Source organism: Agathobaculum sp. LCP25S3_E8 (assembly GCF_052117165.1).
Lineage (GTDB): Bacteria > Bacillota > Clostridia > Oscillospirales > Butyricicoccaceae > Agathobaculum.
On the sequence record NZ_JBQKJR010000026.1, the window covers coordinates 20,178 to 43,504 of the forward strand.

Genomic DNA, 23,327 nt, shown 5'->3' on the forward strand with positions numbered 1-23,327 from the left:
CTCAGCCTCTCCCCTTCCTTTCTGTCTTTTTCAGTATTTCATCCGCTAGGGATAAATATGCTTCCGCACCTCGGCACATCCGATCATAATCAGTGATCGGCTTACCATGACTGGGGGCTTCGCTCAGACGTACATTACGCGGGACAACCGACGAAAACACCTGGCCTGGAAAGTGCTTTTTAACCTCTTCAACCACTTGAATGGACAGGTTGGTACGACCATCAAACATGGTCAGCAGCACGCCCTCCAATTCAAGCGACGGATTCATGGATTTTTTCACCATACGTACAGTTGTCATCAGCTGGCTCAAACCTTCCAGCGCATAATATTCACACTGAAGCGGCACCAAAAAGCTGTCCGCTGCACACAGACAATTGAGTGTCAGCAGACCGAGCGACGGCGGACAGTCGATAAAAATATAATCGTAGTCGTCTCGAACGCGGTCAAGCACGCTTTTGAGACGGTTTTCTCGGTTTTCCATCGCAATTAAGTCCAGTTCTGCGCCTGCCAGATTGACATTGGCACCAATCAAATCCACCCATTTTGTGGATACGATGGCGCTTTTCACATCCGGATCGTCTGCTACAATCAAATCATAGACCGAGGTTTCGAGTGATCGCGGGTCCACGCCGAAGCCTGAGGTCGCGTTACCCTGTGGATCGAAATCGCACAGCAGCATACGTTTGCCACGCTCATACAGCGCAGCCGCCAGATTGATGGCCGTGGTGGTTTTCCCTACGCCGCCTTTTTGATTGGCGAACGCGATATTTTTCCCCATATCTGGTTCCCTCTTATCTTTGGTAATTTTCCTACGCGTTTCATTATATCACACCCTTGTTGGAATGCAAAGCAATTCCCTCAAAATTTCTTCTTTGTTTCACGTGAAACAAAAAAAAGAGCTGCCAAATGGCAGCTCTGCAAGGGAGGTTTAAATGTTTCACGTGAAACATGCCCACTATATGCTATAAGCAACTATACGCGCGCATGCGGAATATTAATGGTCAAAGTTAAACTATCATCATTTTCAGACTGGTCGACCGTAGCGCCGATGCCTGCATCCACCATTACGCCAACCGCGCGATTGAGCGTGTTGAGGAAAAACCGGACATCCTTAATCAGACGGACCACCTTACGCTCCCCTCCTGTCGCAGGCGGGGTGTCCTTCTCCTTTAACAACGTATCAATATACTGCTCTGACCGACTGACATTCAAATCATGCTCGATGATATACTTGGTCGCATTGATGCGATCGGTCTCATCATCCAGCCGCAGCAGACAACGTGCATGTCGCTCGGTCAAATTTGCGCTGCGAATCAATTCCATGTTTTGCTGAGACAAGCGCAGCAGCCGCAGCTTGTTAGCTACCGCCGACTGTGTTTTTCCAACCTTGCGCGCGGCCTCCTCCTGCGTCAGACCATATTGGTCAATCAAACGCTTAAAGCCCTCAGCTTCCTCAAAGAAATCCAAATCACGACGCTGCAAATTCTCTACCAATGCAATTGCAGATGAATCCTCGTTATCGGCTGCAATCACTAAACAGGGTACATCATTGAGTCCGGCCACACGCGCCGCGCGCAGCCTTCTCTCCCCTGCCACCAGCTCGTAGCCGCCGCCCGGCGCGCGGCGAACCGTCAACGGATTAAGTACACCGTACTGACGAATACTCTCCGCCAGCTGTGCAATTGCCTCCGGGTCAAAATACTTGCGCGGCTGATTGGGATTACGTACAATATCGCTCACCCGCACGCGCCGCAATGTCCGGTCCTCTTTTCCTGTCACCAATGTTAAAACCGACATCATGTCATCTCCTCCTTGTGCTGTCGACCGGCCAAAACACCACGCCGGTTTGTCCTTCGGTAATAGATTACCATATTATTACATTTTGGCAAGTAAAATCGACCGCAAAACCTGCCTACTTCGACAAGTATTTGTCATTTCCTTCCAGATATCACACATTTCCATGCATTTTCGGACAAAAAATAACCCTCTGTAATTTCCATACAGAGGGTAAATAAATTGTAATGACTGCAACTCAAAGTGGGTTGGTCTGAATTTTTTTGAACCGGCGTGGATACTGCGCCGGCGTTTCTACAGTCTTTTGCAGCCGCACCAGCACACGTTCGACACCATCATGTGGAACGGTATACCGCAGCAGCTCGGCCGCGGGCGCACCCAAAACAGAAAAAGCCTGTGATGCCGAACCAACTTCGTCCATACAGTCCGCCGCCTTCATAGCATAAAATGCGCCGCCCACCTTAACCATCGGCAGCGCCAGCTCACACAGCACGCGCAGCTCCGCTACCGCTCGGGAAACTGCAAGGTCAAACGATGCACGATGCTGCAAAGCAAACTCTTCGGCGCGCGCATGCACCGGCAGCACATTGGTTAATTCCAGCGCGTCTGCAACCTCAGAAAGAAAATCAATACGCTTGCGCTGCGCGTCCAAAAGCGTAAACTGCACGCCTGGGCACAGGATGGCAAGCGGCAGACCGGGAAAACCTGCTCCCGTGCCGACATCCAGCACCGTCTGTCCTTCCTTTATATAAGGAACAAGCGAAGCGCAGTCGAGAAAGTGGCGCGTAACAACCTCACAAGGGTCGGACACGGCGGTCAGGTTCATCACCTTGTTCTTTTCCAATAGCAAATCGGAAAAACGCAATAATTTATCCACAGCTTGTGGAGAAACCTCCGGGATAAACTGCCGTAAACCAGAAACCAAAAGCTCATAAGCGGTCACGACTTACCCTCCTTCCATCGCGTTTCGATATAAATCATCAAAGCAGTGATATCCGCAGGAGAAACACCGGAGATGCGTGCGGCCTGTCCAAAGTTGAGCGGCCGCACCGCATTGAGCTTTTGCCGTGCTTCAAGCCGCAGGGATTCAACTTGCTCATAATCCAAATCCACAGGGAGCGGCCGCGACTGCAATTTGCGGTACTGTTCGACGTCCTTCTGCTGACGGTCGATATAGCCTGCATATTTGACACGGATTTCCACCTGCTCCCGGATGACCGCGGGCAGCAAAGGCCGCTCCGGGTCAAAACGGGCAAGGTCGGCGTAGCTCAGCTCCGGACGACGAAGCAAATCAATCAGCTTACAGCCTGCCTTGACCGGCGCGCTGTTTTTTCCCGCAAGAAAACCGTTGAGCGCGTCCGACGGCGCAATACCCACTGCCGCAATGCGGTCAATCTCCTCCTGCACCATCTGATACTTACGATGGACCTTTTCGCCGCGCTCAGGCGGATTCAGTCCGATGCGCACGCCAATCGGAACCAGACGTTCATCCGCGTTGTCCTGCCGCAGCAGCAGACGGTACTCCGAACGCGAAGTCATCATGCGATACGGCTCGTTGGTGCCGCGCGTCACCAAATCATCAATCAGAGTTCCAATATAGCCATCCGCACGGTCGAGGATGAGCGGTTCCTCTCCCTTAAGAGCAAGCGCAGCATTCACGCCCGCAACCAGTCCCTGCGCCGCGGCTTCTTCATAACCGGACGAGCCGCAGAACTGTCCCGCACCGTACAGGCCCTTGACCTTTTTTGTCTCAAGCGTCGGACGAAGCTCCAGCGGGTCGATACAGTCATATTCAATCGCATAGGCCGGCCGCATAATCTCCGCGTGCTCCACCCCCTTGACCGTATGCAGCATATCACGCTGCACGTCAAACGGCATGGAGGACGAAAAGCCCTGCACATAAATTTCTTCCGTGTCCAATCCCATCGGCTCCAAAAAAAGCTGATGACGCGGCTTATCCGCAAAACGCACCACCTTATCCTCAATAGAGGGACAGTAGCGCGGACCGACGCCTTCAATCTGACCGCCATAAAGCGGAGAACGGTCCAAATTGGCACGAATGAGTTCATGCGTACGGTCGGTGGTGTAGGTCAAGTAACAAACCGCGCGGTTTTCCGGCGGCTGCTCAGTTTCAAACGAAAACGGGATGATTTCATCCTCACCCGCCTGCAGTTCCAGACCGGTAAAATCGATAGAACGGCGATGGATACGCGGCGGCGTACCGGTCTTGAAACGCTGAAGACGCAGACCGAGTGCGCGCAGCGATTCGGTCAGCGGCTTTGCCGCCGCCATACCGTCCGGGCCACTTTCGCGCGCATATTCCCCAATGATAATACGCCCGCCAAGAAAAGTACCGGATGCAATAATCACCGCTTTTGCCGGATGACGCGCACCAATTGCAGTTACAACCGCAGACACCGCGCCGTTTTCCGTCTCAATAGAAACGATTTCATCCTGCATCAGCTGCAAGCCGTCTTGCTGCTCCAGCGCATGCTTCATATACGTTCGGTATTTGACGCGGTCGGCCTGCGCACGCAGCGAGTGTACCGCCGGTCCTTTGCCGCGGTTGAGCATGCGGTACTGAATGCAGGCCGCATCCGCCGCACGCGCCATTTCGCCGCCCAATGCATCAATCTCTCGTACCAGATGCCCTTTGGCCGTGCCGCCAATGGCCGGATTACACGGCATGTTGCCGACAGCGTCCAGATTGATGGTAAAACAAGCGGTTTTCATTCCAAGACGCGCGGCGGCAAGCGCTGCTTCAATGCCTGCATGTCCCGCGCCGACAACAACGACGTCAAATGCTTCGGCCGGAAAAACCGTCATGAATCCTCCTCCTTTACATTGCTTCACAGATTTCTGCAAGGTGCAACATAACAAGCCTGCCCTTGTGCACACCTGTTGATAACTCTGTGTAAACTTTGGATAACTTGCACTTTTGGTCAAAATTTTGATTACGATTTTGAAATAATATAAATGTATATTACAATCTGTAATCATTCTTTTCCACAGAAAAGGCCGCTGCGCGCGGCAGGCGGCCCTTCACACTGTGGCATACATCATTATTTTCCCACACAGAAATCACTGAAGATGCGCGAAACAACCGCTTCTGTCACGGTCTCGCCAGTGATTTCTCCAAGCGCAGCAATCGCGCCTTCCGCGTCCATGACGACCGCATCCGGTGTCATGCCGGACTGCGCGGCATACAGCGCGGCTTCACAGCGCTCAGCGGCACGGGCCAGAGCGGCAGCCTGACGGGCATTGGTAATCAGTGCGCCGTCAAACACGCCGTCACCCAAACCAATCGTGCGCGGGATGAGTGAAAGCAGCTTGTCCATGCCGGCGCCGGTTTTGGCGGACAGCGGGACAATATGCAGAAAATGCTTTTTGAGCAGCTTTTCATCCAGCTGCTGCGGCAAATCAACCTTGTTCACCACGGCAATGGCGCGATGTCCTGCCGCACGGGCAAGCACCAGCATATCTTCGTCTCCAATCGGCTGAGAGCCGTCGAAAACCGCAAGAATTAATGCGGAAGCGGATGCCTCTGCCATCGCGCGGTCAATGCCTGCCTGTTCAATCGGGTCGGTCGTGTCGCGCAAGCCTGCCGTATCGGTCACGCGCAGCAGAAGCTGGCCGACCTTAACGTTTTCCTCAATCAAATCGCGGGTTGTGCCCGGAATATCGGTCACGATAGCGCGCTCGCGCCCCAGCAAGGTATTGAGCAGCGTGCTCTTACCCGCGTTCGGACGACCTAAAATCACACACGGAACGCCCTCACGCAGAATACGTCCGCGCTCATAGCTTTCAGCCATGGCATACAGGCGGCTGGTGGTGCGATGCAGCAGCGCGGCTGCATCATCAAACAGAATCGGGTCGATATCCTCGTCCGGAAAATCCACCACTGCATGGAAATGCGCCACCATGCCTATCAAATCCTCACGCATCTGCTGCACGGGAGAACCGACCGCGCCCATCATCTGGGCGGCTGCATTCTGCGCAGCCTCGGCGGTACGGGCGGTAATCAGGTCGTGCACAGCCTCGGCCTCGGATAATCCGAGCTTGCCGTTTAAAAATGCCCGACGAGTGAATTCGCCCGCCTCAGCCTGACGCACGCCCTGCGCAAACAGCGCATCCATCGCCTGCTGCAACACAGCGGTCGAGCCATGGCACTGCAATTCCGCCATCGACTCGCCGGTATAGGTATGCGGCGCATGGAAAACCACCGCATAGCAGCAATCAATCATTTTACCGTCTATGTTATGCAGCGTGCCATAAACCAGTTTTTGTCCCGGTGCATCCAGCATGCGTTTGCCGTTTTTGGCACGAAAAATCGCATCCACTGCCTGTATCGCCTGCTCACCCGACACCCGAATCAGTCCGATCGGCCCGCCGGCGGAAGAAATGGCGGCAATCGTATCGTTCATAAGCAGTACCCCGCGTTAAGAACGGGCGTGGAAGTTGTTATCCGGTGCAATAACAACGCGACGGCCAGGCTCAGTGCCGGTCGAGTATGTGGTGACGCCGTTAAAATCCTGCAGCGCGGCATGAATAATGCGGCGCTCATAGGGATTCATCGGCTCAAGCGTCATCGAGCGGTGGGATTTGACCACCTTCATCGCCATCTTGCGGGCGAGGCGCTCCAGACTTTCCGCGCGCTTCTCGCGGTAATTTTCGGTATTAACCGACAGGCGCACATGCTCATCCAGCGCATTATTGAGCACCAGCGAACCGAGGTACTGAATCGCGTCCAGCGTATCGCCGCGGCGACCGATAATCGGACCCATATCCGGACCGAAAATCTCCAGACGCAGCTGGTCACACTCAACCTGCTGCAGCGTAGTCACGGTACCCTCAACGCCCATTTTTTCGAGCAGGCCGGTGACGAAATCGGTCGCCAGCTGCTCTGCTTTCTTCATGCATTCCTCGGAAACCGGAATCAGCTCGCGCTCCTTGGGAACGGAAGGCGTAATCGGGCGCTCCTCACGCGGACGACGCTCGCGGCGGCCGTTTCGCTCCCGACGCGGACGCTCCCGGCGCGGCAGACACTCCACTTCCAGCTTTTCCGGTACAAAATCCGCAGGTGCAGCCTTGACCAGACGCGGCGTATCATCCTCATCCGTAATGGACAGCTTTTGCGGCTTTGCAGCGGGTTTCTCTTCCTTTGCCGGTTTTTCCGCATGATGCGGCTTTGCCGGTTTTTCCACAGGGGTGTGGACAGGCTCCGCCTTTTTGACCGGCTCATCCGGCACTTCATAGGTCACGCGCACGCGCGCAGGAGTTGCGCCGATGCCGAGAAAACCTTTTTTACCGTTATCCAGAACCTCTACCGATACATCGTCCCGGTCCATGCCGAGCTGCTTGAGCGCTGCTTCAATCGCAGCGTCACGGGTTTCGCCCGTGGTTTCGATAAATTTCTCCATAGCTTATTTGTCCCCCTTCTTTTTCTTCGCATTCTGGGACTGTTCCAGCTGAGCAGCTTTATGCGCCGCACGCTTGGCTTCCTTTTCCGCCTCGACGCGCGCAAACTCCTCCGCGTCCTTCTTTTCCTTCTTGCCGCGCAGATAAGTTGTCAGCACAATTTCCTGCACGCAGGCGAAAATGTTGTTAAAAATCCAGTAAATACCGATTGTACCCGGCAGAATAAAGCCAAAATACAGAGACATGAGCGGCATAATCACATTCATCATCTTCATCTGGCTGGCCGCAGCGCTGTTCTGCATGCTCTGCATTCTCTGCATGACAAAGCTGGACAAAAATGCGGTTGCGCCCGACAGAATCGGGATAATCCACAAAATGCTCGGATTTGTAATGGACGGCGTCTGCGCCAGATTCAAACCGAGGAAGTGAAAATCAATGTTGAGCAGCTCACCCGCGCCGTTGGTAATGTTGGTAACGGCTTCCGGCCACACGCCGCCATTGTCCGTGAACATCTGGCCGAGCTTTTCTGCAATCGTAATCTGGCCGTAAAAGCCCGCCGTTGCAGTATCGACATTTACCAGCGCCGCCAGCTTGTCGATAATCGTCTGGTCAAAGCCCATCATGAACTTGAGCGGCTGCTGTACCGCATAGTAAAGGCCCATCATGATCGGCAGCGGGATAAACTGCGGCAGACAGCCTGACATCGGATTGACGCCATGCTTATCATACAGCTTCTGCATTTCCTCGTTGAGCTTGACGCGGTTGTTCGCGTACTTTTTCTGAAGCTGCTGCATCTCCTTATTGAGGGCGTTCATAGCGAGCATGCTCTTTTTGCCCTTAATGGCCAGCGGAATACAAATCAGCTTGACCAGCAGCGCGAACAAAATAACCGCAAGACCGTAGGACCCTACCGTCTTAAAAATTCCCAGCAGGATCAGACCAAGCGGTCTGACGATGACAAGTCCGAAAATTTCTCCCATATAAACCTCCGTAGGGTTGTTTTTCATTCGTGAAACGAAGTTTGTCCGATGCCGTTTCTTGTTTTCTCCACCTGTTACGGCACGGGGTCATATGGCCCGCGTTTGGAGAAAGGATGGCACCGGCAGATGCGTTTGAACGCCAGCCAGCCGCCCTTGAGCGCGCCGTATTTCTCGATAGCCTCTATCGCATACTGCGAACAGGTCGGGATATAACGGCAGCAGGGAGGTCTGGCCGGTGAAATATGCCGGCGGTAAAACCGGATTGCCGCCAGCAAAAAACGCTTCATGACCGAGCTGCCGCGACTTTATTCTCCTGCAAAGCACGCAGCAGCGATTTTTCAATTTCCAAATAGGTTGCGCCCACCGCGCGGCTGCGCGCGACAAGCACTAAATCCACGCCCACCGCAAATTCGTCCTCATGCAGACGATACGCCTCGCGGAACAGGCGTTTGACGCGGTTTCTCTGCACCGCGCCGGCCAGCTTTGCGCTGACCGTCAGTCCCAACCGGTTATATCCCAGCCGGTTTTTCCGGCAATACAGGACCAGATGCCTGCCCGCCGAAGAAACGCCCCGGTGATACAGCCGTCGGAACTCATGGTTTTCCTTCAAGGATATCGTGTTTTTCATCTTTTTCTCCTCGTTTTTTCGATGCCCGAGAAAAAACGGAAGGTAACGCCCGTTTCGAACGTTATCTCAATTTCTTTGCAGCTAAGTATGTTTGCAAAGCCAGCCGTATCGCTTTTATTCCGGCGGATACGACCCAAAACCTTTTCGCCGGTTTCTCTTATCAAAAAAGAAGCTTTGGCCTGTCCTCTTTCTGACAAAAGAAAAAAGCGAACCGCAGGATAAAGCGGCTCGCTTCGTTTTTCCTCCGCGCCGCCGGCGCGTATTGAAAATCGGTCTTCGCTTAGTGCGTCAGGCGTGCGCGGCCCTTGGCACGGCGACGGGCCAGTACCTTGCGGCCGTTCGACGTACGCATACGCTTGCGGAAACCATGCTCCTTGGAGCGCTGACGCTTCTTGGGCTGATACGTTCTCTTCATTTCTTCGTGCACCTCCCTATTTTTGGATTTACGGATGGGCACCGGCATAGGTCCGGCGCGAGACGCGGGCATATGCCGCTGCCTGTCCGCAGAATATGAGACAATAATTATTATCCTATAGAAACCCCAAAATGTCAAGGTTTTTTTGCGTTTTCAACATCTTGGGGAAAAGTTTCAAAATGATACTACAAATTGGGCCGGCATTTAAAAAAATGCAAAAAATTATACACAAATTTCCGTTTGCCTGTGTAAAACCCTTGCTGTTGAAACCAAGGAAAACTTGTGCTATTATATTATTATCTATGTACTTATATCGACAGGAGGCGCCCCATGGCTAATAATATATTGGAAATGGCGCTCGAACGCCTTGAACGCGATTTCCCGCCGTCCAGCCTTTCCGCCTGGTTCGACGATGCAACGGTTGTTTCTTTTACGGACAACCGTTTGATTTTGCATTCTCCGGTCCAGTTCAAAAAGGAGTTTATCGACCAGAAATTCATCGAGCCGCTGCAAAACGCGCTGTATGAGCTGACCGGCGACCCGACAACCGTCGTGGTGGTCACCGGCGAATACACTGCGCCGACCACCAGCTCCTCTCCCTACGATGATTACACGTTTGAACGATTCATCGTCGGCTCGAGCAACAAATTTGCACATGCGGCAGCGCTCGCGGTCGCGCAGCGTCCGGCGGCGGAAAATAACCCGTTGTTCATTTACGGTAACTCCGGACTGGGCAAAACCCACCTGATGTACGCGATTGCGAACGTTTTACGCCGCACGCATCCGGAATTCCGCATCATCTATGTCAAGGGCGAGGATTTCACCAACGAGCTGATTACCGCCATTCAGGAAGGCAACGTACAGACCTTCCGCAACAAATACCGCATGGTCGATCTGCTTCTGCTGGACGACGTACAGTTTATCGCGGGCAAAGAGCGTACGCAGGAAGAATTTTTCCATACCTTCAACGCGCTGTATGAAGCGAAAAAACAGATTGTACTGACCTCCGACCGGCCGCCCAAGGAAATCAACACCTTGGAGGACCGCATGAAAACCCGTTTCGAATGGGGTTTGCTGGCCGATATTCAGCCGCCGGACTTTGAAACCCGTATTGCCATCATCCGTGATAAGGCAATTAAGATGGGAGTGGACCTGCCCGATGATGTTTCCACCTACATCGCGGAGAATATCCAAGCTAACATCCGACAGCTGGAAGGCGCGGTCAAAAAAATCAAAGCCATGCATGAGCTGATGGGCGAACGCATTACGGTTGCGCTGGCGGAAAATGCAATCGACGCCTTGCGTATCGAAAATCCCGGCCTCAATCCCACCCCCGAACGTATTATGGAGGCTGTCGCCAACTATTTCTATATTCCTGTCGAGCAGATGATCTCACAAAACCGCTCCAAGGACGTCGCCTATCCGCGCCAAATGGCCATGTATATGATTCGTCAGGAGCTGGAATATTCCTTCCCCGATATCGCCAAAATCTTTAAGCGCGACCATACGACGGTAATGCACGCCTGCAACAAAATCGAGGAGGAACGAAAGAACTCCAGAGAGACCGAAGAGGTCATCAAAAAGCTGCACAACAACATCCGCGGGGAATAAAAATCTATCCACATATCCCTGTGGATTCCACAAGACTTGTCCTGTGGATAAAAAAGCCGGCTGTGGAAGCTGTGGAGCGCACAAAATTCATCCACATCCTCCTGTGTACGACATTTCCCGCACCACGTCTAGCTTTACACCGTTTTTCCCCAATTTCCCCAGCCTCTACTACTACGATAAAAACCTATCCTGTTTTTTCTTACGATTTCCAAAGAAAGAGGAACGTCCGATGAAATTCTCCTGTGAAAAAGAAACACTGCTCAGTCTGATCGGTACTGCCTCCCGTGCTGTGACAGGCAAAAGCTCCATGCCGCTGCTTGAAGGACTTCTCGTTACCGCAGAAACCGATTCACTAACTCTAACCGGTTATGACCTTTCCATGGGCATTCGAACCACTGCCCAAGCCGATATTGTCGAACCCGGCAGCATTGTGCTCAACGCCAAGCTGTTTTATGACATTGTTCGCAAACTGCCGCAGGATATTGTCTATCTGGAAACCGACGACAAACTGCTGACCACCATCAAATGCGGCCGCGCCGTATTTAATCTGGTCGCCACCGAAGCCGACGAATATCCGGCTTTAGCGGAAGTTTCCGCCGATACCGGCTTTTCCTTGCCGCAGTCTATGCTGAAAAGCATGATTGCCCAGACGATTTTCTCGGTATCCGACAACGAATCCAAACCTATCCACACGGGTTGTTTATTTGAACTCGAAGGAAACCGTCTGAACGTCGTTGCAGTCGACGGCTATCGACTGTCCGTGCGCCGCGAAACCGTGGAAGGCATTTCCGGGGACATGAAATTCGTTGTGCCCGGTCCGTCGCTGCGCGAAATTGAGCGCATTTTAACCGAAGAGGACGGCAATGTCGAAATTTTTCCCGACCGAAAGAACATTTTGTTCCGCATCGGCGGCACGACACTAATCACCCGTCTGATTGACGGCGAATTTCTCAATTACCGCGCGGCTATCCCGTCGGAATTTGAATATGTCGTCAAGGCCGACCGGCATGAACTGATTACCTGCATCGAGCGCGTCTCGCTGATTGTTTCCGAAAAGCTGAAAAATCCGGTCAGGTTCCATTTCGACGGCTCGTATGTGCAGATGTCGTGCATCACGGCCGTCGGCAAAAGCTACGACGAATGCGCGTTTGAGGGCACAATTGACGATTTGGAAATCGGCTTTAACAATCGTTATATTCTGGACGCGCTGCGCGCCGCCGGCGACGACACCGTAAAAATTCAGCTCAAGGGCGCGCTCAATCCGATTGTCATTTCACCGCTGGAAGGCGATAAATACACCTATCTGGTGCTGCCGGTGAGGTTAAAAGCCAATGACTGAAATCAAAATCGAAACGGAATTCATTAAACTGGATGCACTGTTAAAATTTGCTAATTTAGTCAGCTCGGGCGGAGAAGCTAAAATCCGCATCGCGGAGGGTGAAGTGCTGGTAAACGGCGAAAGCTGCACGATGCGCGGCAAAAAACTGCGTCCGGGCGACTCTGTGACGCTCGACGGGGAAACCGTCAAAATCGTATGAATATCCGTTCGCTGGAGCTGGAACAGTTCCGCAATTATGAGCATGCGCGGTTTGTATTTGACCCCGCGGTCAACCTGATTTGCGGCGAAAACGGACAGGGAAAAACCAATCTGCTTGAAGCTGCCGCCGCGTGCTCCACCATGCGTTTATTCCGCACCGCGCAGAAAAAAGAGGGCCTGCGATTTGGCGAGGACCACGCGCGGATTATAGCCGATTTTCAAGCGCAGAGGCGTGATTTCACGCTGGAATTGCGTCTTTCGCGCATGAAATCCATGGAAATCTACAAAAACGGCGTGCGGCAGAAGCGTCAATCGGATGCGCAGGGCATTTTGAAAACCGTTCTGTTTTGTCCGGAGGATTTGATGCTGGTGCGGCAGGGCGCGGGCGCAAGGCGGCGCTTTCTGGATACCGCACTGTGCCAGCTGCGTCCATACTATGCGCGCTATCTGGAAGAATATAACCGCCTGCATGAGCACAAAACGCGCATCCTGCGCGACAGCGAGGAAAAACCCTCGCTTTTGTCCATGTGGGAGGATTTTTCGCTGCGCATGACGCATATCGGCGCGCAGATTATCCGCTATCGCGCATATTACTGCAAAAAACTGCTCGAAGCGGCGGCGGCTGTCTATGCCGATATCGCGCCGCAGGAGGTGCTCTCGGGTGAATATCAGACCGTTTCGTCGGTCACCGACCCCTTTGCATCCGCAAAGCAAATCGAGCAGGAACTAATTGACCACGTTCTGCGCCATAAACAGGCCGAAATTGCAGCGCGGAGCTGCCTGTCCGGTCCACATAAGGATGATTTGGTGCTGCTGCTCGACGGACGCAGTGCGGCCTCTTACGGTTCGCAGGGACAGGTGCGCACCTGTACGCTGTCTTTAAAACTTGCCGAGCGCGAGCTGTTTTTCGGAGAGGATGGCGAGTATCCGGTATTGCTGCTGGATGACGTGCTTTCCGAGCTGGACCGCCGGCGGCAGGACTTCGTTTTGAACCGCATTTCCGCCGGTCAAGTGATGATTACCTGCTGTGAGGACGGTATTTCGGATAAGCTGCGCGCAGGCGCGGTTTTCCAAATACAAAATGGTAAAATCATTTAAGTTTTTCCGTCTGTTCGGTACACAAAACCTGAAAAAAGTGGTATAATTAGAATAGAATACAGCCCGAGGGACAGACCGGCGGACGACATTTCGCGCGGTGGCTGCATATTTCTGCGCGCGGCCGTTCCACGGTCTGTTATTTTGTCCATTTTGTGGGAAAACAGGAGGATTTTCCATGTATCTGCATCTGGGACAGGACTATATTGTGCCGCTGCAAAGCGTGGTTGCCGTGTTCGATATGGACACCGCCACCGCCTCCAAACGAACCGTTCGATTGGTGGAGCGATTACAGGACGAGGGGAGCATCATCGAGCTGTATGAGGACCTGCCGCGCGCAGGGGTGCTATGCGAAAATGCGCTGGGTGAAACGCTGTATTTGACCAGCCTGTCGCCACAGGCATTGCAGCGCCGCGCGGAAAAGGCATACGCAATATAAGCGCATAAAATTATCGTTACCGCAATTTCTGGAAAGGAAATTAAATCATATGAGTGAAGAAATGGAAATTAAGGACGAAGTGCTCGACCTGAAGGTCACCGACACCTATGACGAAAGCCAGATTCAGGTGCTCGAAGGACTGGAAGCCGTGCGCAAGCGTCCGGGCATGTATATCGGCTCGACCTCGGCGCGCGGCCTGCACCATCTGGTGTATGAGATTGTCGACAACTCAATCGACGAGGCGCTGGCGGGCTACTGCACCCATATTGAGGTGACGATTGAAAAGGGCAACGTCATCCGCGTCACGGACAACGGCCGCGGTATCCCCTGCGGCATCCATCCGCAGATGGGGATTCCATCGCTGGAGGTCGTACTGACCGTGCTGCATGCGGGCGGCAAGTTCGACGGCACGGGCTATAAGGTGTCCGGCGGTCTGCACGGCGTAGGTTCGTCGGTCGTTAACGCCCTGTCCGACTGGCTGGAAGCCGAGGTGCGTGACGGGCATACCAAGCACTACATGCGCTTTGAACGTGGTGTGACGCAGGTTAAAATGCGTGACACGCCCTGCGAAAGCGAGACGGGTACAACCATCCGTTTTCATGCCGACCCGGAAATCTTTGAGACGACGGTTTATGAGTTCGACGTGCTGGAAAAGCGGCTGCGTGAGCAGGCGTTTTTGAACGCGGGTCTTAAAATCACGCTGCGTGACGAGCGCGACGATGAGCCGGTCAAGGAGGTCATGCACTACGAGGGCGGTATCCGTCAGTTTGTGCAGCATCTCAATCGAACCAAGACCCCGCTGCACGAGCAGGTCATTTACATGGAAGGCAGCCGCGATACCTCAATGGCTGAAGTTGCCATGCAGTATACCGACAGCTACAGTGAGCTGCTGCTGTCCTTTGCCAACAACATCAACACGACCGAAGGCGGTACGCATGAAACCGGCTTCAAGTCGGCGCTCACCCGTGTGCTCAACGAATACGGCCGCAAATACAAGCTGCTCAAGGAGGACGAATCCTTCAAGGGCGAGGACGCGCGCGAGGGACTGACCGCAATTATTTCGGTCAAGTTGCAGGAAGCACAGTTTGAGGGCCAGACCAAGACCAAGCTGGGCAACAGCGATATGCGCACGCTGGTCGACGCGATGGTGTCCGAAAAGCTGATGACCTTCTTTGAAGAGAATCCGCAGGTCGCGCGCACGATTATCGACAAGGCGCAGACCGCCGCCCGCGCACGCGAAGCGGCAAAGAAGGCGCGCGAGATGACGCGGCGCAAGTCCGCGCTGGACTCGGCTTCCCTGCCCGGCAAGCTGGCTGACTGCATTGAAAAGGACCCGACCTATACCGAAATCTACATCGTCGAGGGTGATTCCGCAGGCGGTTCGGCCAAGGAAGGCCGCGACCGGCGGCATCAGGCGATTCTGCCGCTCTGGGGCAAGATGCTCAACGTCGAAAAGGCGCGTCTCGACCGCGTCTACGGCAACGATAAGCTCACCCCGATGATTACCGCGTTTGGCGCAGGCTTTGGCGATGACTTTGATTTGTCCAAACTGCGTTACGGTAAGATTATTCTGATGGCCGATGCCGACGTCGACGGCAGCCATATCCGCACCCTGTTGCTGACCTTCTTCTTCCGCTTCATGCGGCCGCTCATCGAGCATGGGCATGTGTTTATCGCGCAGCCGCCGCTGTTTAAGAATGAAAAGGGCAAGGATGTGCGCTATACCTATACCGACGAGCAGCAGCGCGCCTGCATCGCTGAAATGGGCGAGGGCGTGCGCGTGCAGCGATACAAAGGTCTGGGCGAGATGGACCCGCAGCAGCTGTGGGAGACCACGATGGACCCGGCAAACCGCACGCTGCTGCAGGTGACGATGGACGACGCGGCGGCGGCGGACGAAACGTTTGCGCTGCTGATGGGTGAAAAGGTCGAGCCGCGGCGCGAGTTTATCGAGAAAAACGCCAAGTATGTTATGAATCTGGACGTCTGATGCGCGGACGGTATGCATAATAACGCCAACAATTCCGGAGGCAAAGAATGAGTCAAGAATACGAACAGCAAAAAATATTGCAGGTCGATCTCGAAAAAGAGATGAAAAAGAGCTACATCGACTATGCGATGAGTGTCATTGTCGGCCGCGCACTGCCCGATGTGCGCGACGGCTTAAAGCCCGTACACCGCCGTATCCTGTACGCGATGTATGAGGACGGCCTGACCTCGGATAAGCCCTACCGTAAGTCGGCTACGACCGTCGGTAATGTGCTCGGCCGTTATCATCCGCACGGCGATGCATCGGTTTACGATGCTTTGGTGCGCATGGCGCAGCCGTTTTCGCTGCACTATCCGCTGATTGACGGTCACGGCAACTTCGGTTCGGTCGACGGCGACCCCCCGGCAGCTTACCGTTACACCGAGGCCCGCATGGCTAAGATTGCCAACTATATGCTGGCCGATATCAAGAAAAATACGGTCGACTTCGGCCCGAACTTTGACGAAGAGCTGAAAGAGCCGGTTGTGCTGCCCTCCCGATTCCCCAACCTGCTGGTCAACGGCTCGTCGGGTATTGCGGTCGGCATGGCGACCAACATCCCGCCGCACAACCTGACCGAGGTGATTGACGGCATTTGCTATGTCATCGACCACCCGGAAGCCGAGATGGACGAAATCTGTCAGTTCATTAAGGGACCGGACTTCCCGACCGGCGGCGTTATCATGGGCCGCAGCGGTATCCGTGCAGCGTATGCAACCGGCCGCGGCAAAATCAAGGTGCGCGCCAAGACCGAGATTGTCGACCTGCCGAACGGCAAGAGCCAGATTCTGATTACCGAAATCCCCTACATGGTCAACAAGGCGCGCCTGGTTGAGTCTATGGCGAACCTCGTCAAGGACAAGCGCGTCGACGGCATCACCAACATTCAGGACCATTCCTCGCGCGAGGGCATGCAGATTGTGGTGGATATCCGCCGCGACGCGAACGCACAGGTTATTCTCAACCAGCTGTTTACCTATACCCAGCTGGAAGATACCATTTCGATGATTCACATTGCGCTCGTGCCGTCGGGCGCAGCGGGCAAATTACAGCCACGCGTATTGACGCTGCGGCAGATTATCGACCAATATGTCGGCTTCCAGAAGGACGTTGTCGAGCGCCGCACGCGCTTTGATTTGAAAAAAGCGCAGGATCGTGCGCATATCCTGGAAGGTCTCAAGGTTGCAACCGATAATATCGACCGCATCATCGCTATCATCCGCGCTTCTAAAAACGAGGCGGAAGCCAAGGTCAACCTGATGGCTGAGCCGTTCTGGATTGACCAGATTGCATTGCTCGGCATCGTGGACGGCTCGGAACACTTCGAGTTTCATCTCGATGAGCCGCAGGCGCAGGCGATTGTTGATATGCGTCTGGGCCGTCTGTCCGGTCTGGAGCAGGAGAAAATCAACGACGAATACAAGGAACTGGAAGGCAAAATTGCTTCCTTCGAGGAAATCCTGTCGTGCGACGCAAATATTCTCGCGGTCGTTAAGGCGGAATTGCAGGAAATCAAGCAGAAGTACGGCGATGAGCGCCACACCGAGATTGCAAATGTCGCGGACGAAATCGATATCGAGGATTTGATTGAGGAGCAGACTTGCGCTTATACGCTGACCCATTTCGGCTATATCAAGCGTCAGCCGACTTCGGTTTACCGCGCGCAGCGGCGCGGCGGCCGTGGCGTGTCCGCGATGAGCACGCGCGAAGAGGACTTCGCCAAGGATATCTTTACCGCGTCGACGCATGATACCATTCTGTTCTTCTCCAACCGCGGTAAGGTGTATAAGCTCAAGGGTTATCAGATTCCCGAAACCGGCCGCTCGGCAAAGGGCATGAACATCGTCAACCTCTTAGAGCTGGAAAGCGACGAGAAAATCACCGCGATGTTCGCCATCAAGGAATTTGCAGACGATAAATTCCTGTTCTTCGTCACCCGTCAGGGCGTTGCCAAGCGCGTGGTGCTGTCCGACTTGCAGAACATCCGTCGCGCAGGTCTGCGCGCGCTGAATCTCAATGAGGATGATGCGCTGGTCGATGTGCGCCTGACCGACGGTGAGCAGAATATCCTGATTGCAACGCATGAAGGCCGCGCGATTTGCTTTGACGAGAACGAAGTGCGCGCGATGGGCCGCACGGCGACCGGTGTACGCGGCATTCGTCTGAGCGAAGGTGATTATGTTGTCGGCGCGGCGCGGGCGCGTAAGGGCGCTTATGTGCTGTCAATTACCGAGAACGGCTACGGCAAGCGCACGCCTGTTGAGGAGTTTACCATTCATCACCGTGGCGGCAGCGGCATGACACTGCATAATCTGACCGCCAAGACCGGCTTGGTAGCCGGCATCGCGGTTGTGGACAGCGACAACGATGTGATGATTATCACGGATGACGGCGTTATCATCCGCACGGGCTGTGAAGAAATCCGCGAATGCGGCAGAGGCAGCCAGGGTGTTATCGTAATGCGCACAAGCGAGGACGTGAAGGTTATCTCGATTGCCCGCACCGATAAGCAGGAAGAGGATGAGACCGCCGAGGACGGCGAATCGACTGAATCCACCGAGGCTACAGAAGAATAAGAAAAAAGGACGCACTTTTGTGCGTCCTTTTTCTGTCTCCCCTGCCCGGTGCAAAAAAATATCCACAATATTGTGGATAAAGAAATGTATCTTGACAGCATGTATAAGAAGTGATATATTTATCACACAAAGATACAAATATATCATATGTGGGAGGGATATATTATGACACTAACCCGTGCAAAGCTGCTCCATGCCGGTGCTTGGGGCGTGCTTATCATCTTGCTGCTGTTCGCCAAGCAATATGGCCCAATCGATGCACAGCCATGGAGAGGTATCCTGATTGCAGTGAGTGTGGCGCTTTTGATTGGCCTGATTCTGCTGGAAACCGGTGTTGGGGTGGAAAAAGCAGATGAACGCGCGCATGCTAATGCTTATAAAGCCAATTCCCTGCTGTTCAATGTGCTCAACTTTGCACTTTTGCTGTACATCGCCTTCGGAGATAAGGCTCCGCTGACCATTCCCTATGAGTATGCGCTGTTGCTGATGGCGGCAATCAACGTTTTTCAGGATGTGGCGTTTCTTTATTATGAACGCCGCTCAGCATAACCGCCATGCTGAAAACACGCATCAAGGAGCTGCGCGCCGCGCGCAGTATGGATCAGGCGCAGCTGGCAGAGCTGGTCGGTGTGCGCCGAGAAACCATCGGCAGACTGGAAAATGGACAGTACAATCCGTCTCTCAAACTCGCGATGGATATTGCAAAGGTGTTTGGTTTGACAGTCGAGGAGATTTTTTCCTTTACCGAGGAATAAACAGCAGAATAGATATTAAAAAAATACCGCTTTTCTCATGAAAAGCGGTATTTGTGTATCCTTAATAATAGAAACAGTAATTACTCCGCAGTGTAGGGCAGCAGAGCAATGTGACGGGCACGCTTGATCGCCTCGGTCAGCTGACGCTGATGGCGAGCGCAGGTACCGGTCATACGGCGGGGCAGAATCTTGCCGCGCTCAGACATATACTTGCGAAGCTTGCCAGCATCCTTATAATCAACGTGCTCGACTTTATCAACACAGAAAGCGCAAACCTTGCGGCGGCGACGGCCGCGCTGCGGGCGCTCTGCACGCTCCGGACGGGGCGTGAATTCCTTCTTGGTTTCTTCCATTGTCGCGTAACCTCCTTCAGTTTAGAATGGGACATCGCCGTCGTCATCGGCCAGCTCCTGAAAATCCGAATCGCCCGCGGGCAAATCGAATGCCGGAGTTACCTGAGACGCGGCAGGCTCGGGCCGCATCTGCGATCCGTTATCATAGCCGCCGTAACCGCCGCCGGCATAACCGGCGTTTGCTTCGCGGGACTTTTTGGTCTCGCCAAAGGAAACTTCATCACAGTTTACTTCAATTGCAATACGGTTGTTGCCGTTCTGGTCCGTCCAGCGACGGGACTGAATGCGGCCGACTACGATCGCCATCGCACCTTTGGTAAACCACTGTGAAACGAACTCTGCCTGACGACCCCATGCGACACAGTCGATGAAGTCGGTCTGGCGTTCGCCGTTCTGATCTTTGCGACCGCGGTCGATCGCAAGGGAGAACGAGCACACAGCCATGTTGGATTGCGTATGGCGCAACTCGGGATCGCGGGTCAAACGACCCATCAGAATAGCCTTGTTGAGCATTGATTGTTCACCGCCTTAGTCGTCCAGGCAGACAATCATGGAACGCATGATGCCGTCCGTAATCTTGTAGATACGGTCCAGCTCAGCCGGGAACTCCGGCTTGGACTCAAAACGGATCAGAGTGTAAACACCCTCGTTCTGGTCCTCGATCGGGTACGCCAGACGGCGCTTGCCCCAATCTTCCACTTCCACGTTCGTGCCGTTCGCCTCGACGAGAGACTTGAACTTGTCCACAACAGCGGTAGCCGCTGCCTCTTCCAGCGTGGGGTTGACAATGAAGATTGTCTCGTACTTGCCAGAAACCTTTGCCATATTCTTAGCACCTCCTTTTGGACTTTTGGCCCATATCCTCTGATATGAGCAAGGATACTTTACTATTATATCGAATAGCCAGAAAAAGTCAAGGAAAAAATAAAAAAAGATTGACGAAAACAAAAAAACATGATATACTATCAAGGCTGACATACGGAAGTATTGTCAGATGATTTTGTTGCTTGCGTGGCTCAGTTGGTAGAGCAGCGCATTCGTAATGCGCAGGTCGCCGGTTCGAGTCCGGCCGCAAGCTCCATAAAAACCCGTTATTTCGAAAGAAATAACGGGTTTTTTGTACTTTTTAGGGCATTACGATTTTTCCAACCGGCGAGTTGGTGTTTATTTGGTGTTTACGTTGGTGTTTATAACTGCTGATAATAGAGGATAACTTGCACTATAATGCCCATATTTGTTGCGGCATTTACAATGGATGATCAATCATTCTTGAAGAGGTGGCAGCATGAAAAACCTCTCACGCGGTAAGAAAATGTTTTTTCTTTTTCTTGCAACGATACTGATTATGGTGCTGATCTGGAAAACTGACCATCCAGTTGCGGAGTATGCAAAAACCGGTGTCCGCCTGTCTGATCTATCCGAACAGGAATGTGTTGACTTTGTGGTGTCAAAGGGTGTCGAGATGCCTCTTTATTATGAGCAATCTCCCTATTTTGCAGGCGTGACCAAAGAAATGATCACTTATTATGAGGAGAACCCCTATTCGTTGAGAAGCGGTACACTGGGAAGTCTGACACAAGCAAATTATTTTGAAGATATCCGCAGAATTGTCAATGAATATTACGGAATTTATAACGTAGAATACTTGCCAAAATATGATGTCTGAGTGGAACACCTGCCCAGGCCAAGCTATTTCATCATAATGACTGACGCAAAAATACCCGGTCTGCATCATGTAGGTACAGACCCGGGTATCTTTTTATGTTACGGCACTCTTTTCCATCATCAGCATATATATACTTTACAAAAGTAAGAGTTAAATCTTTTTATCGGTTATATCTGATAAAATCTTGATAATTCTCCTTCTTTTCAGGTATACTGAGTATAGTGTGAACGAACCGATCACAGGAAGGGGCGACTGCGCTATGATTTTACGAGAACGCTATATGAACCGGATTCGGCCGTTTATTGGCAGCGATCTCATCAAGGTGATGACAGGCATGCGCCGCAGCGGCAAGTCGGTCATGCTGGAACTGATTCGGGAGGAGCTGCTTTCCAACGGAGTTTCCGCCGAGCACTGTATCACGATCAACTTTGAAGATATGCGCAACAGCCATCTGTGTAAGGCGCAGGTACTGCACGACGAGATCCTCCGACGCACTGCCAAAATGGACGGCAAGGTGTATCTGTTCTTTGACGAGATCCAAGAGGTGGACGGCTGGGAAAAATGCGTCAATTCCTTCCGCGTGGAAATGGATTGCGACATCTATATCACCGGCTCCAATGCGAAACTGCTGTCCGGTGAACTGGCCACCTATCTGGGCGGACGATATGTCGAATTTGTCATCTATCCCTTTTCGTTTGAAGAGTTTATCCAGTTGTATCGCACGGTATTTCCGGACGCGACGCCTGCTCAGTGCTTCCAGAAATATCTGACTGCCGGCGGCATGCCCTATCTGTCCAACTTGCACTTTGAAGCAGAACCCTGCAGGCAATATCTGACCGACCTGTTTAACTCGGTGCAGCTCAAGGATATTGTCCGGCGCGGCAAGATACGGGACGTCGATCTGCTGGAACGCATTGTCGCGTATGTGATGTCCAATATCGGCACAACCTTTTCGGCAACCTCGCTGGTCAAATACTTCAAAAGCGAACAGCGCGTGGTATCGGCGGAAACCGTGCTCAATTACATCAAGTACTGCACGGAAGCTTATCTATTCTATCAGGTCAAACGGCAGGATTTACAGGGTAAGCAGATCCTGTCCACCAACGAAAAGTACTACATCGCCGATCACGGCATTCGGGAAGCGGTTTATGGCGGCAACATGCGCGACATTAACCTGATCCTCGAGAACATCGTCTATTTGGAGCTGCTGCGCCGGGGCTATCAGGTGACCGTGGGCAAAGTGGGAGACAAAGAGGTAGACTTTGTTTGCGGCAAGCAGGATCAGAAGCTGTATGTGCAGGTGACTTATCTGCTGGCCTCGGAAGATACCGTGCAGCGTGAATTTGGTGCTTTCGATGGCATCCGGGATAATTTCCCCAAATACGTCGTTTCGATGGATGAGATCGACCGCAGTCGGGACGGGATCAAGCACTGCAATATCCGGGACTTCCTGCTGATGAATGCGTGGTATTGACGGAATTCGTTTCATCGCACGATGCACGGGACAAAGAAGAAAATCGGCACGGTACTCCGTGCCGATTTTTATTTTTCTTGCCTGCTTTGGTTGACCACTTCTCGTCGAGTCAAATCTATTTCTAAACTTCTTGTATAGGGGATTTCATTTGCCGTGGTATACTTGATGCAGATGATCCTTCTTGAGTACTTAGCATAATCATGATAATATACATACAAGGTGATTGATATGAAAATGATCCGACCAGTTTCTGATTTACAAAATAACTTTGCTGAAATCTCGAAGACCGTTCATGAAACCGCTCAGCCTGTTTTTCTTACCAAAAATGGGTATGGCGACATGGTTGTTTTGAGTATGGAAGCTTATGAAAATCTACAATTCGAAAGCGAAGTATACTGTAAGCTACAACAGGCTGGAATAGTCAAGAAAACCGCACACCCAACGAATTCAATTAGGCAACCTGCGCCGGATTTTGCGCCCACCGTGCGCGCTTGCGCAGCGGAGGAAGGTTTTCCTCATTGGCTGTATTGCGTCGGAGGCGGTTATAGTAGATCTCG

General features: G+C 52.9%; 25 protein-coding genes and 1 tRNA gene. 13 read left to right on the top strand and 13 right to left on the bottom strand.

The window, feature by feature from the left end:
• Position 1 precedes the first annotated feature (1 nt).
• The 10 genes from ACTQ34_RS10025 to rpmH all read right to left on the bottom strand — a co-directional run bounded on the left by ACTQ34_RS10025 (position 2) and on the right by rpmH (position 9,235).
• The gene (locus ACTQ34_RS10025; RefSeq protein WP_441363689.1) at positions 2-778 is read right to left on the bottom strand and encodes a ParA family protein; all 777 of its coding nucleotides are present in this window, start codon (positions 776-778) and stop codon (positions 2-4) included.
• A gap of 194 nt (positions 779-972) precedes the next feature.
• Complete coding sequence (locus tag ACTQ34_RS10030) at positions 973-1,800, bottom strand: ParB/RepB/Spo0J family partition protein (RefSeq protein WP_441363690.1); 828 nt, start codon at positions 1,798-1,800, stop codon at positions 973-975.
• A 232-nt stretch (positions 1,801-2,032) separates the two neighbouring features.
• Positions 2,033-2,737 (bottom strand): 16S rRNA (guanine(527)-N(7))-methyltransferase RsmG, encoded by a 705-nt coding sequence (gene rsmG / locus ACTQ34_RS10035; protein WP_441363691.1) that lies wholly within the window; start codon positions 2,735-2,737, stop codon positions 2,033-2,035.
• A complete protein-coding gene (gene mnmG, locus ACTQ34_RS10040) occupies positions 2,734-4,620 on the bottom strand; it encodes a tRNA uridine-5-carboxymethylaminomethyl(34) synthesis enzyme MnmG (protein ID WP_441363692.1) in 1,887 nt (628 codons plus the stop codon). Before mnmG ends, rsmG begins: the two co-directional genes overlap by 4 nt.
• Positions 4,621-4,856: 236 nt before the next feature.
• Positions 4,857-6,218: a tRNA uridine-5-carboxymethylaminomethyl(34) synthesis GTPase MnmE gene (mnmE, locus tag ACTQ34_RS10045; protein ID WP_441363693.1), complete on the bottom strand. Its 1,362-nt coding sequence runs from the start codon at positions 6,216-6,218 to the stop codon at positions 4,857-4,859.
• Between the two features lie 15 nt (positions 6,219-6,233).
• A complete protein-coding gene (jag, locus tag ACTQ34_RS10050; RefSeq protein ID WP_441363694.1) occupies positions 6,234-7,214 on the bottom strand; it encodes an RNA-binding cell elongation regulator Jag/EloR in 981 nt (326 codons plus the stop codon).
• A 3-nt stretch (positions 7,215-7,217) separates the two neighbouring features.
• Positions 7,218-8,192, bottom strand: coding sequence for a YidC/Oxa1 family membrane protein insertase (locus ACTQ34_RS10055; protein ID WP_441363695.1), 975 nt, complete (start codon positions 8,190-8,192; stop codon positions 7,218-7,220).
• Positions 8,193-8,266: 74 nt separating this feature from the next.
• Positions 8,267-8,479 (bottom strand): membrane protein insertion efficiency factor YidD, encoded by a 213-nt coding sequence (yidD, locus tag ACTQ34_RS10060; protein ID WP_302665116.1) that lies wholly within the window; start codon positions 8,477-8,479, stop codon positions 8,267-8,269.
• The gene (gene rnpA, locus ACTQ34_RS10065) at positions 8,476-8,820 is read right to left on the bottom strand and encodes a ribonuclease P protein component (RefSeq protein ID WP_297274686.1); all 345 of its coding nucleotides are present in this window, start codon (positions 8,818-8,820) and stop codon (positions 8,476-8,478) included. The genes yidD and rnpA overlap by 4 nt, the downstream gene beginning before the upstream one ends.
• A 280-nt stretch (positions 8,821-9,100) precedes the next feature.
• Positions 9,101-9,235, bottom strand: coding sequence for a 50S ribosomal protein L34 (gene rpmH / locus ACTQ34_RS10070; protein ID WP_125116087.1), 135 nt, complete (start codon positions 9,233-9,235; stop codon positions 9,101-9,103).
• A 330-nt stretch (positions 9,236-9,565) separates the two neighbouring features.
• Here rpmH and dnaA point away from each other — a divergent pair, with 330 nt between their 5' ends.
• The 9 genes from dnaA to ACTQ34_RS10115 all read left to right on the top strand — a co-directional run bounded on the left by dnaA (position 9,566) and on the right by ACTQ34_RS10115 (position 19,277).
• Positions 9,566-10,846, top strand: a complete 1,281-nt coding sequence (gene dnaA, locus ACTQ34_RS10075; RefSeq protein ID WP_373165419.1) for a chromosomal replication initiator protein DnaA — start codon at positions 9,566-9,568, stop codon at positions 10,844-10,846.
• Between the two features lie 229 nt (positions 10,847-11,075).
• A complete protein-coding gene (gene dnaN / locus ACTQ34_RS10080) occupies positions 11,076-12,185 on the top strand; it encodes a DNA polymerase III subunit beta (RefSeq protein ID WP_441363696.1) in 1,110 nt (369 codons plus the stop codon).
• Positions 12,178-12,384: a S4 domain-containing protein YaaA gene (gene yaaA, locus ACTQ34_RS10085; protein WP_441363697.1), complete on the top strand. Its 207-nt coding sequence runs from the start codon at positions 12,178-12,180 to the stop codon at positions 12,382-12,384. Before dnaN ends, yaaA begins: the two co-directional genes overlap by 8 nt.
• Positions 12,381-13,481, top strand: a complete 1,101-nt coding sequence (recF, locus tag ACTQ34_RS10090; RefSeq protein ID WP_441363698.1) for a DNA replication/repair protein RecF — start codon at positions 12,381-12,383, stop codon at positions 13,479-13,481. Before yaaA ends, recF begins: the two co-directional genes overlap by 4 nt.
• A gap of 175 nt (positions 13,482-13,656) precedes the next feature.
• Positions 13,657-13,917, top strand: a complete 261-nt coding sequence (gene remB, locus ACTQ34_RS10095; protein ID WP_441363699.1) for an extracellular matrix regulator RemB — start codon at positions 13,657-13,659, stop codon at positions 13,915-13,917.
• 49 nt (positions 13,918-13,966) lie between these two features.
• On the top strand, positions 13,967-15,907 hold the full coding sequence (gene gyrB, locus ACTQ34_RS10100; RefSeq protein ID WP_441363700.1) for a DNA topoisomerase (ATP-hydrolyzing) subunit B: 1,941 nt from the start codon (positions 13,967-13,969) through the stop codon (positions 15,905-15,907).
• A 47-nt stretch (positions 15,908-15,954) separates the two neighbouring features.
• Positions 15,955-18,522, top strand: coding sequence for a DNA gyrase subunit A (gene gyrA, locus ACTQ34_RS10105; protein ID WP_441363701.1), 2,568 nt, complete (start codon positions 15,955-15,957; stop codon positions 18,520-18,522).
• Positions 18,523-18,687: 165 nt separating this feature from the next.
• Positions 18,688-19,071, top strand: coding sequence for a hypothetical protein (locus tag ACTQ34_RS10110; protein ID WP_441363702.1), 384 nt, complete (start codon positions 18,688-18,690; stop codon positions 19,069-19,071).
• A 5-nt stretch (positions 19,072-19,076) separates the two neighbouring features.
• Positions 19,077-19,277, top strand: a complete 201-nt coding sequence (locus tag ACTQ34_RS10115; protein WP_441363703.1) for a helix-turn-helix transcriptional regulator — start codon at positions 19,077-19,079, stop codon at positions 19,275-19,277.
• Between the two features lie 80 nt (positions 19,278-19,357).
• On the opposite strand, the gene rpsR is transcribed toward ACTQ34_RS10115, so the two are convergent.
• The 3 genes from rpsR to rpsF are packed head-to-tail and all read right to left on the bottom strand — an operon-like array spanning position 19,358 to position 20,455.
• Positions 19,358-19,630 carry a 30S ribosomal protein S18 gene (gene rpsR / locus ACTQ34_RS10120; RefSeq protein WP_297283420.1) on the bottom strand — a complete coding sequence of 91 codons (273 nt, stop codon included), beginning with the start codon at positions 19,628-19,630 and terminating at the stop codon, positions 19,358-19,360.
• A 21-nt stretch (positions 19,631-19,651) separates the two neighbouring features.
• A complete protein-coding gene (locus ACTQ34_RS10125) occupies positions 19,652-20,143 on the bottom strand; it encodes a single-stranded DNA-binding protein (protein ID WP_441363704.1) in 492 nt (163 codons plus the stop codon).
• Positions 20,144-20,158: 15 nt separating this feature from the next.
• Entirely contained in the window at positions 20,159-20,455 is a 297-nt protein-coding gene (gene rpsF, locus ACTQ34_RS10130) for a 30S ribosomal protein S6 (protein WP_441363705.1), read from the bottom strand.
• Between the two features lie 180 nt (positions 20,456-20,635).
• Here rpsF and ACTQ34_RS10135 point away from each other — a divergent pair.
• The 4 genes from ACTQ34_RS10135 to ACTQ34_RS10150 all read left to right on the top strand — a co-directional run.
• A tRNA-Thr gene (locus ACTQ34_RS10135) sits at positions 20,636-20,711 on the top strand.
• Positions 20,712-20,915: 204 nt separating this feature from the next.
• Complete coding sequence (locus tag ACTQ34_RS10140; protein ID WP_441363706.1) at positions 20,916-21,296, top strand: hypothetical protein; 381 nt, start codon at positions 20,916-20,918, stop codon at positions 21,294-21,296.
• Between the two features lie 259 nt (positions 21,297-21,555).
• The gene (locus ACTQ34_RS10145) at positions 21,556-22,770 is read left to right on the top strand and encodes an ATP-binding protein (protein ID WP_441363707.1); all 1,215 of its coding nucleotides are present in this window, start codon (positions 21,556-21,558) and stop codon (positions 22,768-22,770) included.
• A 228-nt stretch (positions 22,771-22,998) separates the two neighbouring features.
• Positions 22,999-23,327, top strand: a 329-nt coding sequence (locus tag ACTQ34_RS10150) for a type II toxin-antitoxin system Phd/YefM family antitoxin (protein WP_441363708.1), incomplete at its 3' end; no start/stop codon positions are given.